Genomic DNA, 14942 nt, shown 5'->3' on the forward strand with positions numbered 1-14942 from the left:
GAAGGGGAGGCCTCTCTATTCCTGCACGTCGGCGGCGACGCGGAGGGTGATGATCTTGTCGGGGTCGCGGACCAGGCCGTTCTGGCCGCTGCCCTTCTTGATCTTGTCCACGTACTCCATGCCCGAGGTGACCTGTCCCCAGACGGTGTAGTCGCCGTCGAGGAAATGGGCGGGCGCGAAGCAGATGAAGAACTGGCTGTCGGCGCTGTCCGGCGCGGCGGCGCGGGCCATGCCCACGGTGCCGCGATCAAAGGGGGCCTCGGAAAACTCCTGCGGCAGATGCTTGCCGGAGCCGCCCCGGCCGGTGCCGGTGGGGTCGCCGGTCTGGGCCATGAACCCGTCTATGACCCGGTGGAAGACGATACCGTCGTAGAATTTCATGCGCGCGAGTTCCTTGATCCGGGCCACGTGGGCCGGGGCCAGGTCCGGGCGCATCTCGATGACCACGCGGCCGTCCTTGAGTTCCAGGTACAGGGTGTTTTCCAGGTCGGCGGCCTGGACTGCGGGGCAGATGAGCAGGACCAGCAGCGCGCAGGCGAGCAGGGTGTTCAGCAGGGTCTTCATGATACTCCCTTGGATGGTTGCGGTTGGCCCCTTGCGGGGTGACGTGCACAAGGATGTAGCCGTTTTCCCAGTTGAAGGAAAGCGGGCGCGAGGCTGCGAAGCGGTTTTGAGGATCAGTTCCGGCAGGACTTGTGGCAGCCGATGCAGCGAGTGATGTAGTTCTGCAGTTCCTGGCGGTCCAGGGGCTTGGCCAGGAACAGGGTGGCGCCGAGCTTGAGCAGGTTGGAGATGTCGTTCAGCCCGACCACGGCGGACATGATGATGATCGGCAGGGCGTCGAACTGCTGGTCGCCGCGCAGGGTCTTGATGAGCTGCTGGCCGTCCATCTCGGGCATCATGATGTCGGTCAGGAGCAGATCGAAGTCGTTGCTGGCCATGAGGGCTTCGTAGGCGTGCTTTCCGTGCGGGCTGACATAGGCGCTGTGCCCCAATTCCTCGACGATCTTGACCGCGAGTTTCTGGGAAATCCTGTCATCTTCGGCAATGAGAATCTTGGCCATGAAAGCTCCCCTTTTTCGAGCAACTGAGCAGTGATGGGACCCTGTAACCTGGAAATTAGCAAAAATTCAAGTTCGCGTCACCACGCAGCCGCTCGTCGGGGCAAAAAAAATAACTCGATGCCGGGTCGGGTGCGGCCGCGTCCGTCCCGCGCCGGGCGCGAGGCGGGCGCGGCCCGAAACCTAAATCTTTTCGACGTGCATGGAATCACCGAATTCACAGGTGATCTTGTAGCTGCCCTGGCTGGTCTGGACAGTGTAGTCGTTGCCGGGGAACAGGGTACACGCGGGCTCGAACCCGTCGTTGACCATGATGTTTTTGGCTTCGCCGTTGGATTCGAACCGGACCGTGGTCCCGTCACCGAGAGTGATCATTTCTCCATGGTGGACGTCAGTGGGCAGGTCGGCTTCAGTAAACGATGACATACGCTCCTCCTGGTAAGATGGAAAGGAATCCTCCACGGCTTGCCTATACACTGTGAAAAGATAAATGAACAGAGGAAAACCGTTCCGAAGTGCGTGGGGCTGGTTTTCGGCGGACAAGTGATGTATGGGTGATCTCAGGAGATATGCCGGTGAGTTCGACCATTCTCGTTGCCGACGGCGACGCCTCCATACGCAATCTGATCCAGGAGATCCTCGAAGCCAGGGGATACCGGGTGGAGACCGCCTCCAGCCCGGCGTCCGCAGCCGCGCTCATGGCCCGGTCCGGCCCGGACCTGGTGCTGGCCGCCCACGGCGAGGACGAGGACGGCGGCGGTCTGGTGCACGAGGGCGTGCGGCTGGGGCTGGTCACGCCGGTGATCCTGCTCATCGGCGCCTCCACCGACAACCCCGGACGGCTGGCCCGGAACTGCGGGGCCATGGCCTACATCCAGAAGCCCGTGAACCGGTCCCAGCTGGAGATGCTGGTCCGGCTCGGCCTGACCGAGAACGGGCTGCGCAGGCAGGTGGTCGAGCAGGAGGCCGTGCTGTCCCGGACACGCGCCTATCTGCAATCCATGCTCGACGCGGACGAGGGGTTGGTCTTTCTCCTGGACGCGGAGGCGCGGGTTCTCGAATACAGCGGTCCGACCGGCGAGATGCTGCGCGCGGACGCCGGGGACCCGGTGGGCCGGCCGTATCCGTCGCTCTTTCCCGACCCGGCGGCCAAGCTGCACGAGGGGGCCATCGCCAAGGCGCGCACCACGGGCGAGCCCGCGCGGCTGGAGGAGCACCGCTCCGGCATGGTCCTGGAGACCTGGGTCCGGCCGGTGGCCCTGGACGACGGGCTGGCGGGGTTCCAGGCGAACCTGCGCGACATCACCGCCAAGCGGCGCACCGAGGCCGGGCTGGCCGAGAGCGAGAAGCAGTACCGCAGCGTGTTCGCCGGGGCGTCGGACGCCATCATCCTGGTGGACCGCAACAAGGGGACGGTCATCGAATGCAACGACGCGGCGGCCCGCTCCCTGGGGTATGAGCCTGGCGAGATGCGCGGCATTTCCATCCAAAGCCTGGCGGCCCATCCCGAGCAGCTTGCCAGCGCCATGGCCCACGGCGGCGAGCGGGTGTCCTACGACTACCTCAAGCGGCGCAACGGTTCCTCCTTTCCGGTGGAGCTCTCCCTGAGCTATTTCAACAACGCGGGGCGCGAGGTGACCATCCTCTACGCCCAGGACATCTCCCGGCGCAAGATCGTGGAGGAGGCGTTGCGCGAGGGCGCGCGGCTCTACCGGGCCGTGGTCGAGGACCAGACCGAGCTGATCTGCCGCTACGCGCCGGACGGCGGCCTGACCTTCGTGAACAACGCCTACGAGCGGTTCCTGGGCCGGGACGAGGAGGACATGCTCGGCCGCGACTTCTTTGCCTCCCTGGGGTCCATGGAACGCCGCGTGCTGACCGAATGGCTGGAGCGGTTCGACCAGTCCAGCCCGGCGCTGGAGCGGGAGGTGCTCCAGCTGCGGTCCGATGGCGAGGAGCGCTGGATAGCCTGGACCCACCGGGCGATTCTGAGCGACCGGAACATGGTCGTGGAGATCCAGGCCGTGGGCCGGGACGTGACCGAGCACAAGGGTGCGGAGCGGGCGCTGGCCCTGGCCACGAGGGAGAAGGAGCAGTACCGGGTGAACCTGGAGGCCACCTTCGCCTCCATCCCGGACGCCATCCTGACCGTGGATTCCTCCCTGTCGATCATCGCCACCAACAGCGCGGCCGAGAACCTGCTCGGACTGGAGCCGGGCCGCTCGCGGGGCCAGCGGCTGGAAGAGGTGGTGGAGGGCGAGGGCAACCCGTGCGTCCAGGTGGTGCGTCAGGTCCTCAAGACCGACAAGCCGGTGCGCGGTTACGAGATCGAACTGAAGACCCCGGCCCTGGGCGAGCGCATGGTCGAGATCAACTGCTCGCCCCTGGTGGGCGGCGACGGCGGCCATGTGGGCGCGGTCCTGGTGGTCCGCGACATCTCCCACATCGCGGACCTGGAGAAGCAGTTGCAGCAGCGGCACGGCTTTCGGGGCATCGTGGGCCGCAGCACGGCCATGCAGGACATCTATCAGCTGCTGGAGCAGCTCTCCTCCCTGGACTCCATCGTGCTCATCCTGGGCGAATCCGGCACCGGCAAGGAGCTGGCCGCCGAGGCCCTGCACTACGGCGGGCCGCGCGCGGGCAAGCCGCTGGTCAAGGTCAACTGCTCGGCCCTGTCCGAGAGTTTGCTGGAGAGCGAGCTCTTCGGCCACGTGCGCGGAGCGTTCACGGGCGCGGTGCGGGACAAGATCGGGCGCATCCAGGCGGCCCAGGGCGGGACCCTGTTCCTGGACGAGATCGGCGACATCTCCCCCATGCTCCAGCTCAAGCTGCTGCGCTTCCTGGAGCAGAAGGAATACGAGCGGGTGGGCGAGTCCAGGACCTACACCGCGGACGTGCGGATCATCGCGGCCACCAACGTGGACCTGCGCGAGTCCGTGCGGCGCGGCTCCTTTCGCGAGGACCTGTACTACCGGCTGAACGTCATGCCCGTGTACCTGCCGTCACTGCGCGACCGCCAGGCGGACATCTCCCTGCTCACCGACCACTTCCTGGCCATATTCTCCGACAATTTCGGCAAGCATTTCGAGGGGGTCTCCCCGGAGGTCATGGACCTCTTCCTGAGCTACTCCTGGCCGGGCAACGTCCGGGAGCTGAAGCACGCCCTGGAGCACGCCTGCATCCTCTCGCCCGGCAAGATCATCGAGCTGAAGCACATCCGCAAGGATCTGGTGGAGCAGATGGCGGGCCTGCCCGCGCAGCCCGTCTTCCAGCCGCAAACCCCGGAACCGGCCCCCGGCCCGTTCACGGCGCGTCGGCCCGGCCGGGAAGACATTCTGTCGGTGCTCGACCAGTGCGCGGGCAACAAGGCATTGGCCGCGCGCAGGCTGGGCATCCATCGGGCCACCCTCTACCGCAAGCTCAGGTCCTGGGGCATCGAGCCGTAACTCTTCCTGTTTCCGGATAAATTTATAACCGTTATAACGTGTTGATCTGATGCAACGCGGTCGTTGCCCTGCTATGTTGCGGCCATGAAAGCGGTTCGGAATCACGGGCGAAGGCCGACCGGACCGGGCGGGAGCAAAGCAATGAAGACGGTCAAGACCATAGAGCCGCAAGCCATAGATGTTGAGATCCAGGACGGGAGAGCGCCGCTTTTGGTGGCGTTCCTCAAACGGAACGAGCGTTACCCCACCCAGCTTGAAGTGCTGGAGGACGCCTGCCGGGATTACGGCAAGTCCGTGCGCTGTTTTCTGTACAACAGCGACTACCTGGACACCGCCACCGAGCGGTTCTCGGTGCAGGGCACGCCGACCTTCCTGCTCTTCAGCATGGGCCGAGAAGTCAACCGGCTGATCGGCGAATCCGACCGCGCCACCCTGGACGATTTCGTGCGCGACGGGCTGAGCCGGTAAGGTCCGCTCCACCTCTTGCGCGGGGACTCGACTCCCGGCTGTTTTTCCCCTAAAAGACTCCTTCGGCAACTTGCCGATGGAAACCAATACCGATGAATACTCTTTTGCAGCGGCCCGCAGAGGCCGTCCGACCCCCTGAACAGTCCCACCCCGCAATGCTCCAGGTTGAGGTGACCACCCGGTGCAACCTGCGCTGCTCCATGTGCGTCAAATCCGCTCCCGGGAGCAACATCCAGGAGGCCGACCTGGACCTCGCCGCCTTCAAGCGGCTCGGCCCGTCCCTGGCCCATTGCGAGACGTTGATCCTGAACGGCATCGGCGAGCCGCTCCTCAATCCCGACCTGGTGGGCATGGCCGAGTTCGCCCGAAAGGTCATGCCCGAATCGGGCTGGATCGGCTTCCAGACCAACGGGCTGCTGGTGACCGAAAAACTGGCCGACAGCCTGGTGCGGGCCGGGGTGGATACCTTCTGCATCTCGGTGGACACCCTGGAGACCGGGCCCACGGGCGGGGGAGAGCTGCACGGCCGCAACGGCGCGGATCGGCTGGCCCTGGCCCTGCGCTTTCTGGACGAGGCCGGGCGTCGACACGGCAAAACCCTGCGCCTCGGCGTGGAGTTCGTGCTCATGCGCGACACCGCCGACCAGTTGGACAAGGTCATCCGCTGGGCGGCCGGGCTGGGCGCGCAGTTCGCCATCGTGTCCCACGTCCTGGCCTACAACAGGAACATGGAGTCCCAGTCCCTGTTCAATCCCAACACTCCGGCGGCCACGGCCCTGTTCGAGAAGTGGCAGGAAAAGGCTCGGGCCGAGGGACTCGATTTTCATGCACAGCACGGCGTGGCCTGGAAATTCATCAAGACCGACCGCGAAAAACGGCTGCATGAGCTGGTCAAGGGGCTGCTGAACGAGGCCCGGGAGACGGGCGTGTGGGTCCATCTGCCCCGGCTGCTGGAATGGGACCTGCGCAATCGCGGCGGGGCGGAGAAGAAGCTACAGGCCCTGTTCGAGGCGGCCCGGCGCGCGGCGGACCGCTCCGGCATCGAGCTGCGGCTGCCGCCCCTCAAGGCGCACGACGAGCGGCGCTGCCACTTCGTTGAGGAGGGCGCAACCTTCGTCACCTCGCTCGGTGACGTCAGCCCGTGCCAGTTTTTGTGGCACGGCTATACCTGCCACCTGGACGGCGGAGACAAGCTCATTCGCCCCTGGCTCTTCGGCAACATCCAGGAGCGGGACCTGCTGGATATCTGGCGGGACGGTCCCTACGCCGATTTCCGCGCCCAGGTGCTGCGCTACGAGTATCCCTACTGCTCCAATTGTCCCTTCGTGCCCTGTGACGACATCAAGGGCGCGCCCTACGAATTCGAGGCCGATTGTTTGGGGGCGACCATCCCTTGCGGCCACTGCCTGTGGTGCATGGGCGGGCTGCAATGCCTGCTGTAGGCGGGATCACTCCGGCAGAAGAAAAGGGACGCACGGCCTGGCCGCGCGTCCCTTTTTTTCGTCGTGGTGGTCTGCCTAGTCCGCGAAGGTCTCGCCGTCCAGGGTCATGACCGGCCAGTAGTGCCTTGGCCTGCGGTCGCGGAAGAACCCCCAGCCCGCGCGGAAGTTTCGGATCTCCTCGAAATCCGCCTCGGCCGTGAGCACGGCCTGGGTGGCGCGGTCCGCGTCCGCCACCAGCTCGCCCATGGGGTCGGTGATGAAGGACGAGCCGTAGAAGGTCATGGTCACGTCGTCGTCGGTCTCGGTGCCGATCCGGTTGGAGGCGCAGACCGGCAGGATGTTGGCCGCCGCGTGGCCCTGCTGCGTGCGCCGCCAGTGGGGCATGGAGTCGCAGTCGGGCATGGTCGGTTCACTGCCGATGGCCGTGGGGTAGAGGAGCACGTCCGCGCCGAGCAGGGCCATGGAGCGGGCCGCCTCCGGGTACCACTGGTCCCAGCAGATGCCCACCCCGACGTTGCCGAAGGCGGTTTCCCAGACCTTGAAGCCGGTGTCGCCGGGATTGAAGTAGTACTTCTCCTCGTAGCCCGGCCCCTGGGGGATGTGGGTCTTGCGGTACAGGCCAAGCATGGTTCCGTCCGCGTCCATCATGGCCACGGAGTTGTAGAACGCCTTGCCCGCGCGCTCGAAGAAGGACACGGGCAGGACCACGCCGAGCTCCCTGGCCAGCGCCGAAAAACGGGCCAGCAGGGGGTCGTCGAGGGAGGCCTCGTGCGCCAGGGAGAAGTACTCGAGTTTCTGCTTCTTGCAGAAGTACGGCCCTTCGAACAGCTCCTGAAGCAGGATGATCTGGCCGCCCAGGGAGGCCGCTTCGCGGACCAGGGCTTCGGCCCGGTCCACGTTGGCCGCAAGGTCGTCGGTGCAGGCCATCTGGGTGACGGCCAGGGTGGTCTTGGTCATTCGTTGCTCCTAGAACACGGGCAGGGGAGCGCCCTTGGGTTGCTGCTGGGTGATGCAGTGGATGCCGCCGCCCCCGGCGAAGATGTCCAGGCTCGGGAGCTGGATCACCTCGTGACCCGGGAACGCTTCGCACATCAGCCTGAAGGCGGTCTCGTCCATGGGGTCGTCGAAGGACGACATGACGATGCCGTTGTTGGCGATGTAGAAGTTGATGTAGCTCAGGTCCATGCGCCAGTCCCCGTTGTACCGGGGGGTGGGCTGGGGCATGCGGAGGATCTCGAAGGACCGGCCCTTGGCGTCTTTGGCCGCTTCCAGGCGCTTGATCGCGTCCTGCGACACCTGGAAGTTGGGGTCGTCGGGATCGGTGCAGTCGTGGACCATGACCACGCCGGGCCGCGCGAAGCAGGCCAGGATGTCCACGTGGCCGTTGGTCTCGTCGTCCTCCAGCCCGTTGCCGAGCCAGACGGTCTTCTCCACGCCCAGGTAGGCGGCGAACAGGTCCTCGAAGTCCTGTCTCGTGAAGCCCGCGTTGCGCCTGGGGTCGAACTGGACCTGCTCGGTGGTCAGGAGCGTGCCCTCGCCGTCGGCATGGATGCCGCCGCCCTCGATGATGCAGGGCGCGGCGTACCGGCGCATCTTGAGGTGCTCCAGGACCATCAGGGCCATGGCCTCGTCGTAGCCGCCCTCGTAGCGGGCGATGTGGCCCCAGTCGTTGAAGACCCAGTCCACTCCGGCCACGCCGCCCTTGCCGTCCACCACGAGCAGCCACGCGCCACGCCGCCGCTTGCCGTCCACCACGAAGGTGGGGGCCGAGTCGCGGGACCAGGAATCGCGGCGCTCTCATGGGCACCAGGGTCACGGCGTCGCCGCACATGGCGGCGGCCTGGTCCAGCAGCTCGGGACGAGAGAGAGAATCATGTATACGGGCTCGAACCGGCTGATGGCCTTGGCCACCTCGGCAAAGGCCAGCCGGGGCCGGTCCATGCCGCAAACGGCCAGGCCGAGGGCTTGCAAGGCCAGATCATCCAGGTGGCCTCGTGCTCGGCGATCATTCGGCCCGGGCATGAACAGCCCGTGCGCAGGCCCGGTGCGCGGACCGGGGGACGCGGATGGGGGATACGGGAGTGTGGCCATTGTTCCTCTTCCTGCCTGTGCAGGGTTGGTTGTCGTTTCGTCCGACCGTACCTTAAACGGCCGTGTTGATCATCACATGTTTCGTGACCAGGTAATCACCGACCGCCTCGGCGGACAAATCCTGATGCCGAAACCGGACTGCTTGAAGCCGCCGTGCGGGGTCTCCGACGCCAGCGGCAGGTGGTCGTTAACCCAGACCGTTCCCGAATCTCCAAGGCCGTTTGCGATCGCCAGCATGGTGCGGGCCACGTCCCGCGGATGAAAGACCGAGGAGGCCAGGACCGGAAAGACCACGTCGTTGCCCATGCGCGATGGCCTCGGCTTCGTCCTTGAAGGACTGGACCGTGATCACCGGGCCGAAGACGCGACAGACCTCGGCTCGCTGAGAGACTGGACCACCGGGCCGAAGACCTCCTGCTGGACGATCTCGGAATCCTGGCGCACGTCGGTGATGACCGTGGGCTTGTAGAAATGCCCGGCGCGGTCGAGGGTCTCGCCGCCGCAGAGCACGGACGCGCCGTCCTTTCTGGCGCGGTCCACGAAGCCCGCGACCATCTCCAGGTGACGGCCGGAGATCATGGAGCCCATCATGGTGTCCGGGGCGAAGGGGTCGCCCACGACCACCGCGTTCATGGCCTTGGTCATGGCCTCGCAGACCTGGTCCTTGATGGATTCGTGACAGATGATGCGGGTGGCGGCGGTGCAGTCCTGTCCGGAGTTGCAGAAGGCGGCCACCGAGAGCTTCTCGGCCACCAGGTCGATGTCGGCGTCGTCGAAGACCAGGCAGGGGGCCTTGCCGCCCAGCTCCAGATGCACGCGCTTGACCGTGTCGGCGGCGGACTTCATGACCGCCTTGCCGGTTTCTGTGGCGCCGGTCAGGCTGACCATGCGGATGTCGGGGTGCGAGGTGAGCAGGTTGCCCACGTTGCCCGCCACCACGTTGACCACGCCGTCGGGGATGCCCGCCTCGGCGGTCAGTTCGCCCAGCATGAGCGAGGTGCGCGGGGTCAGGGTGGCCGGTTTGAGCACCGCGGTGCAGCCCGCGGCCAGGGCCGGGCCGATCTTCCACACGCCCATGAGCAGGGGGTAGTTCCAGGGGGCGATCTGGCCCACGGGACCCACCGGGTCGCGGCGGTAGATGGAGGTGAAGCCGGGGGCGAATTCTCCCGCGTGGTGGCCGGAGGTGTCGCGCGCCGCGGCGGCGAAGAAGCGCAGGTTGTTGATGCAGAACGGCAGGTCCGCGCCGAGGCTGAGGAAGGCGTAGGGCTTGCCCGTGTCCTCGGATTCGATGCGCGCGAACTCCTCCATGCGCGCCTCAAGCAGGTCGGCCAGCTTCCACAGGGCGGCGGAACGGTCGGACGGGGTCAGGCCGGACCAGCGCCCGTCCTCGAAGGCGGTCTTGGCCGCCTCCACCGCGCGCAGGACGTCCTTTTCTCCGGCCTTGGCCACGGTGGCCACAATCTCGCCGGTGGCCGGGTTCTCGACTTCCACGCGAGCGCCGTCGGCGGCGTCGGTCCACTGGCCGTTGATCCACAATTTCATGTCGTTGCTCATGGGAATCCTCCTAGCTCACGTTCAGCGATTTGAAGACGTCTTCCATTCTGTTCAGGGCCTCGTCCAACAGCTCGTAGGGAATGTTCAGTGCGGGTTCGAACCGGATGCACTTGGCGTTGGTCAGGGTTCCGGCCGTGACCACGCCGCGCGCGAACAGGCCGGACGCCACATGGTAGCCGATCTCGTCGTCCACGAAGTGCATGCCGATGAGCAGCCCCATGCCGGTGACGTCATGGAGAATGCCGGGGTAGCGTTCGCCCAGCTCCCGGAGCCGTTTGGTCACGTACGCGCCCTTTTCGGCGGCCTGGGCGGGCAGGTTCTCCTCGTGCATGACCGTGATGGCGGCCAGGGCCGAGGCGCAGGCCAGGGGGTTGCCGCCCGTTGTGGTGGTGTGCATGAACGGGTTCGGCTCCATGACCTCCCAGATCTTGGGGGTGGAGAAGAAGCCGGACATGGGGACCACGCCGCCGCCCAGCGCCTTGCCGAAGCACATGATGTCGGGCTGGACGTCCCAGTGGTCCACGCCGAATATTTCGCCCGTGCGGCCGAACCCGGTCTGGACCTCGTCGGCGATGAGCAGGACGTCGTACTTGTCGCAGATTTCGCGCAGCCGAGGCCAGTAGTCGTCCGGGGGAACGATGGCCCCGGCCTCGCCCTGGATCGGTTCGGCCACCACGGCCGCGATCTCGTCGCCCACGGCCTTGGCGTGCTTCAGTTCGTATTCCACGGCCTCCGCGTCACCGAAGTCCACGTGGCGGATGCCTTCGAGCAGGGGCAGCAGCGGAGCGCGGTAGTCGTTCTTGCCCATCAGCGACAGGGAGCCCAGCGTCTTGCCGTGGAACCCCTTGAGCATGGAGATGAACCCCTTCTTGCCGGTGTAGAACTTGGCCAGCTTCATGGCGCCTTCCACGGCCTCGGTGCCGGAGTTGGCGAAGAAGCCGTACTGGATGTCGCCGGGGGCGAGCTTGGCGATGACCCGCGCGAGCTTGGCGCGCAGGGGGTCGAGCATCTCCTGGGAATACTGGGGCGAACGGTCGAGCTGGGCCTTGACCGCCTCCACGATCCGGGGATGGCGGATGCCGTAGCTGTAGAGGCCGAAGCCGCCGAGGATGTCGATGTATTCGCGGTCCAGGGCGTCCTTGAGGATCGAGCCCTGGCCGGTCCATTCGGTGACCGCGAACTCGCCCGCCTCGGTCACGGACTTGCGGTATTCCAGGAATCCCTTGTTGATGTAGTCGCGGAAGTTCTCCACGGTCTCCTTGGCGACCTTCTGGCGCTCCTCCAGGGAGACGGTTCCGGCGGGTTTTTTAATAATATTAACGAAATCAATAGCTTCTTCAAACGCTTCTTGGATATTACGAGTCATGGCACTTCTCCGTGTTGCAGGTGGCGATTCAGGGCAGGGTCGGTCGGTACGGCCGTCTAGGCCGCGGGACCGTCCCTGGCATCGTCCACCGGCTTGCCCTCCACGATCGTCTTGACGATCTTGATGTCGCGGATGGCTTCCGGGGCCACTTTGGTCGGGTCTTTGGACAGGACCACCAGGTCGGCGATCTTGCCCGGTTCGATGCTGCCCCGATTGGCCTCGTCAAAGGCGCTGTAGGCGGCGTCGATGGTGAACATGCGGATGGCTTCGAGCGGGGTCAGCCGCTCCTCCGCAATGGGGTGGAGCACGGCGGTCTGGATGCCGAGGAGCGGGCCGTGGGGCGTGACCGGACAATCCGAGCCGCCGCACATGACCACGCCGCAGTCGAGCATGGTCCGGTAGGGGTGCATCCAGCGCAACCGGTCCGCGCCGAAGCGCAGCTCGTAGTCGTCCATGTCCACCAGATAGTGGATGAACGCGGGCTGCATGCCCGCCATGATGCCCGCGCGGCCCATGCGTTCGAGCTGGCCGCGGTTGGGGATTTCGCAATGCTCGATACGGTGCCGGTGATCCTCGCGCGGGAAGGCCGCGATGGCCTTCTCCATGGCCGAGAGCACCTGCTCGATGGCGCGGTCGGTCTCGCAGTGGATGGCCACCTGGAGACCGGCCTTGTGGGCGGCCAGGATGAATTCGTCCATTTGGGCCTGGGTGAAGTTCAGGGTGCCGCAGTTGTTCGGCTGGTCGAGGTACGGCTCGAACAGGGCGGCGGTGTAGGCGTCGATGGCCCCGTCGGCGCAGATGCAGCCGCCGATGCGGGGCAGGCCCAGTTCCAGGGTCTCCTCGATGTCCATGACCTGGTTCCAGAGCACCAGGTTGAGCGGGAACCGGTCGCGGTTCTCCAGCACCAGCCGGGTGTCGCCGGGGCCGAAGCCGCCGCCTTCCAGGCAGTGCAGGGTGGTGATGCCCTGTTTCATCGCCGCTTCGCAGGCCTTGCGGAAGCTGGCCATCTTGACCTCGAACGGAGTCAGGGTCGAGACGGCGGGAAAGACGAAATCGGGCGCGCCGGGGTCGCGGACCAGTCCGGTGGGCTTGTTGTCGGGGCCGAGGTCCATGCCCGCCAGGTCGGCGGGCGGATCGAGGATCTCGAGCGCCAGGGAGTTCAGGGCGCAGAGGTGCCAGGATGAATGGACGATCATCACCGGGTTGTCGGCGCACACGGCGTCGAGTTCCTCCTTGAGCGGGAGGCGCTTCTCCTTCAGCGAGGTGTCGTTCAGGGTGTAGCCCAGGACCCAGCGGCCCGGCTCGGCGGTCTTGCCCGCCTCCCTGATCTTCTCGAACACGGTCTCAAGCGTTTTGACGCCCAGGAAATCGATGCCGTTCAGGACCTGGCCGGTGAGGCCGAGGTGCTGGTGGGAGTCGATGAATCCGGGCAGTACGGTCCGGCCTTCGAGGTCTGTGACGGGCCAGCCTTCTTTGACGAGCGGTTCCATGTCGGCGTTGGAGCCGACGGAGTGGATGCGCCCGTTTTTCACTGCCATGGCCTCGAACCGGGAGTCCCGGTCGTCCATGGAGATGATATTGCCGTTCAATAGGAGATAGTCGTCTTGCATGATCCAATCTGGCGGCCGGGGCTGAACACCCCGGCCGCCGGGTAAATGGTTAGCGGGTCTTCACCATGGTCCAGATCTGGTCGTACATCTTGTTGTCGTTGCCCAGGTCCTTGATGAACTGGAGCTTCGGCATGTAGGACTCTTCCGGATAGATGGCCGGGTTCTTGAAGTCTTCGGGGGTGATGAACGGGAAGGCGGCCTTGTTCGGGGTGGCGTACTGCGTCCAGTTGGACAGCTTGGCGCCGACCTCGGGCTCCAGGACCCAGTTGATGAAGGTGTGGGCCAGCTCGGGGTGCGGGGCGCCGATGGGGACGGACATGTTGTCCACCCAGCCGATGGTCCCTTCCTTGGGGTTCACGAAGGCGCAGGTGTCCGGGTTGTCGGCCACGGCGCGCAGGGCGTCGCCGTTGTAGACGATGGCGGCCACGGCGGTGCCGGCGACGACCTTGGAGCGGCCGCCGGTGCCGACGTCGAAACCGGCGAAGTAGTCGGACTTCTTGGCTTCGAGCATCTTGTCGAGCAGGGACTTCAGGTCGGCCTTGTCGGTGGTGTTCACGTCCATGCCCATGGCGCACTGGGCGCAGCCGAGCATCTCGCGGATGGAGTCGACGAAGATGAACGCGCCCTGGCGCTTGTCGGGATCAAACATGACCGACCAGGAGCCGTCGAAATCCTTGAGCTTGTCCTTGCGGTACATCATGCCGAGGGTGCCCCACTGGTAGGCCACGGTGTACTTGTTGCCCTTGTCCCAGGCGGGGTCGATGAAGGTCGCCTGGAGGTTCTTCAGGTTGGGCAGCTTGGAGTGGTCCAGCTCGCCCAGGAGATTCAGCTTGATCATGGCCGGGATGATGTAGTCGGACGGGACGACCACGTCGTACTGGTTCTTGCCGCCCGCCTGGAGCTTGGCGACCATCTCTTCCATGGATTCGTAGTATTCCACACGCACCTTGATGCCGGTATCCTTCTCGAAATCGGTCAGGAAGTCCTCGGGCATGTACTCGCTCCAGATGAGCAGGCGCATTTCCTCCGCCGCGAAGGCGGAGGGGACCAACATCAGGACCATCAGAATGGCCAGCAGCAGTTTACGCATCATCTCTCTCCTTTTCATTAAACCTGTTAGATATTTTTTGCGAGGCGACAACCAGCAGGATGGTCAGCAGCAGGCCGACCGTGGACAGGGCGTGGATCTTGGGCGTGATGCCGCGATGCACTTCCGCGTATATGTAGAGCGGCAGGGTCACCGAAGTCGGCCCGGCCGTGAAGAAGCTGATGATGAAGTCGTCGAGCGACAGGGTGAAGGCGAGCATGGCCCCGGACACGATGCCCGGGGTGAGCATGGGCAGGATCACCTTGCGCAGGGTGTACCAGTTGGAGGCGTACAGGTCGCGCGACGCCTCCTCGATCTCGTTGTTGAAGGCCGCGAGCCTTGAGCGCACCACCAGGGCCACGAAGGCGATCTGGAAGGTGACGTGGCCGATGATCATGTTCAGAAGCCCGGGCTCGAAGGCCGAGGAGAAGTAGCGAAGCGACGCGAAGGCGATGACCAGCGCGCCCGCGAACACGATCTCCGGGGTGATGACCGGCATGTAGAGGTTGAACTCGAAGAAGGCCGAGGACTTCTTGGACCACGGGAAGCGGCTCATGCCGATGGCCAGGGCCGTGCCGAGCACGGTGGCCACTACCGTGGAGATGGAAGCCAGCAGCAGGGTGTTGCCAACGGCCTCCAGGATCTGCTCGTTGCGGAACAGCTCCAGGTACCATTTCCAGGTGAATCCGTGCCAGGTCAGGCCGAAGCGCGAGTTGTTCACCGAGAAGGAGGCCACGGCCATCAGCGGGACGTAGAGGAAGGCCAGGGTGCCGAAGGCCACAGCCGGGATGAGGATGGGCTTGCGGGAACTCGTCAT

General features: G+C 65.3%; 13 protein-coding genes and 1 pseudogene. 3 read left to right on the top strand and 11 right to left on the bottom strand.

What is annotated here, in order from left to right:
• Window positions 1–15 precede the first annotated feature (15 nt).
• The 3 genes from AWY79_RS08690 to AWY79_RS08700 form a co-directional block, all read right to left on the bottom strand.
• Window positions 16–564: a peptidylprolyl isomerase gene (locus tag AWY79_RS08690; RefSeq protein ID WP_066802566.1), complete on the bottom strand. Its 549-nt coding sequence runs from the start codon at window positions 562–564 to the stop codon at window positions 16–18.
• 113 nt (window positions 565–677) lie between these two features.
• Window positions 678–1064, bottom strand: coding sequence for a response regulator (locus tag AWY79_RS08695; protein ID WP_066802568.1), 387 nt, complete (start codon window positions 1062–1064; stop codon window positions 678–680).
• Window positions 1065–1244: 180 nt separating this feature from the next.
• Entirely contained in the window at window positions 1245–1487 is a 243-nt protein-coding gene (locus AWY79_RS08700; protein WP_066802570.1) for a hypothetical protein, read from the bottom strand.
• A 143-nt stretch (window positions 1488–1630) separates the two neighbouring features.
• Between AWY79_RS08700 and AWY79_RS08705 the strand changes: the two genes are divergently transcribed.
• From AWY79_RS08705 to AWY79_RS08715, 3 genes are all read left to right on the top strand, one after another.
• On the top strand, window positions 1631–4507 hold the full coding sequence (locus tag AWY79_RS08705) for a sigma 54-interacting transcriptional regulator (protein ID WP_233491029.1): 2877 nt from the start codon (window positions 1631–1633) through the stop codon (window positions 4505–4507).
• 141 nt (window positions 4508–4648) lie between these two features.
• Complete coding sequence (locus AWY79_RS08710) at window positions 4649–4975, top strand: thioredoxin family protein (RefSeq protein ID WP_066802577.1); 327 nt, start codon at window positions 4649–4651, stop codon at window positions 4973–4975.
• A 155-nt stretch (window positions 4976–5130) separates the two neighbouring features.
• Window positions 5131–6417, top strand: a complete 1287-nt coding sequence (locus AWY79_RS08715; RefSeq protein WP_233491030.1) for a radical SAM/SPASM family putative metalloenzyme maturase — start codon at window positions 5131–5133, stop codon at window positions 6415–6417.
• A 75-nt stretch (window positions 6418–6492) separates the two neighbouring features.
• On the opposite strand, the gene aguB is transcribed toward AWY79_RS08715, so the two are convergent.
• From aguB to AWY79_RS08750, 8 genes and pseudogenes are all read right to left on the bottom strand, one after another.
• Window positions 6493–7374 (bottom strand): N-carbamoylputrescine amidase, encoded by an 882-nt coding sequence (aguB, locus tag AWY79_RS08720; RefSeq protein ID WP_066802580.1) that lies wholly within the window; start codon window positions 7372–7374, stop codon window positions 6493–6495.
• Between the two features lie 9 nt (window positions 7375–7383).
• Window positions 7384–8172 (bottom strand): agmatine deiminase family protein, encoded by a 789-nt coding sequence (locus AWY79_RS08725; RefSeq protein ID WP_233491031.1) that lies wholly within the window; start codon window positions 8170–8172, stop codon window positions 7384–7386.
• Window positions 8173–8229: 57 nt separating this feature from the next.
• Window positions 8230–8388 (bottom strand): hypothetical protein, encoded by a 159-nt coding sequence (locus tag AWY79_RS19335; RefSeq protein WP_233491032.1) that lies wholly within the window; start codon window positions 8386–8388, stop codon window positions 8230–8232.
• A 192-nt stretch (window positions 8389–8580) separates the two neighbouring features.
• A pseudogene (locus AWY79_RS08730) lies at window positions 8581–10062 on the bottom strand (aldehyde dehydrogenase family protein).
• 10 nt (window positions 10063–10072) lie between these two features.
• On the bottom strand, window positions 10073–11428 hold the full coding sequence (locus tag AWY79_RS08735; protein WP_066802582.1) for a putrescine aminotransferase: 1356 nt from the start codon (window positions 11426–11428) through the stop codon (window positions 10073–10075).
• A 56-nt stretch (window positions 11429–11484) separates the two neighbouring features.
• Window positions 11485–13017, bottom strand: coding sequence for an amidohydrolase (locus AWY79_RS08740; RefSeq protein WP_066802584.1), 1533 nt, complete (start codon window positions 13015–13017; stop codon window positions 11485–11487).
• A 70-nt stretch (window positions 13018–13087) separates the two neighbouring features.
• Complete coding sequence (locus AWY79_RS08745) at window positions 13088–14128, bottom strand: polyamine ABC transporter substrate-binding protein (RefSeq protein WP_066802586.1); 1041 nt, start codon at window positions 14126–14128, stop codon at window positions 13088–13090.
• The gene (locus AWY79_RS08750) at window positions 14121–14942 is read right to left on the bottom strand and encodes an ABC transporter permease (protein ID WP_066802588.1); all 822 of its coding nucleotides are present in this window, start codon (window positions 14940–14942) and stop codon (window positions 14121–14123) included. The genes AWY79_RS08745 and AWY79_RS08750 overlap by 8 nt, the downstream gene beginning before the upstream one ends.

It is taken from the genome of Pseudodesulfovibrio indicus, assembly GCF_001563225.1.
GTDB classification, from domain to species: Bacteria; Desulfobacterota; Desulfovibrionia; order Desulfovibrionales; family Desulfovibrionaceae; genus Pseudodesulfovibrio; species Pseudodesulfovibrio indicus.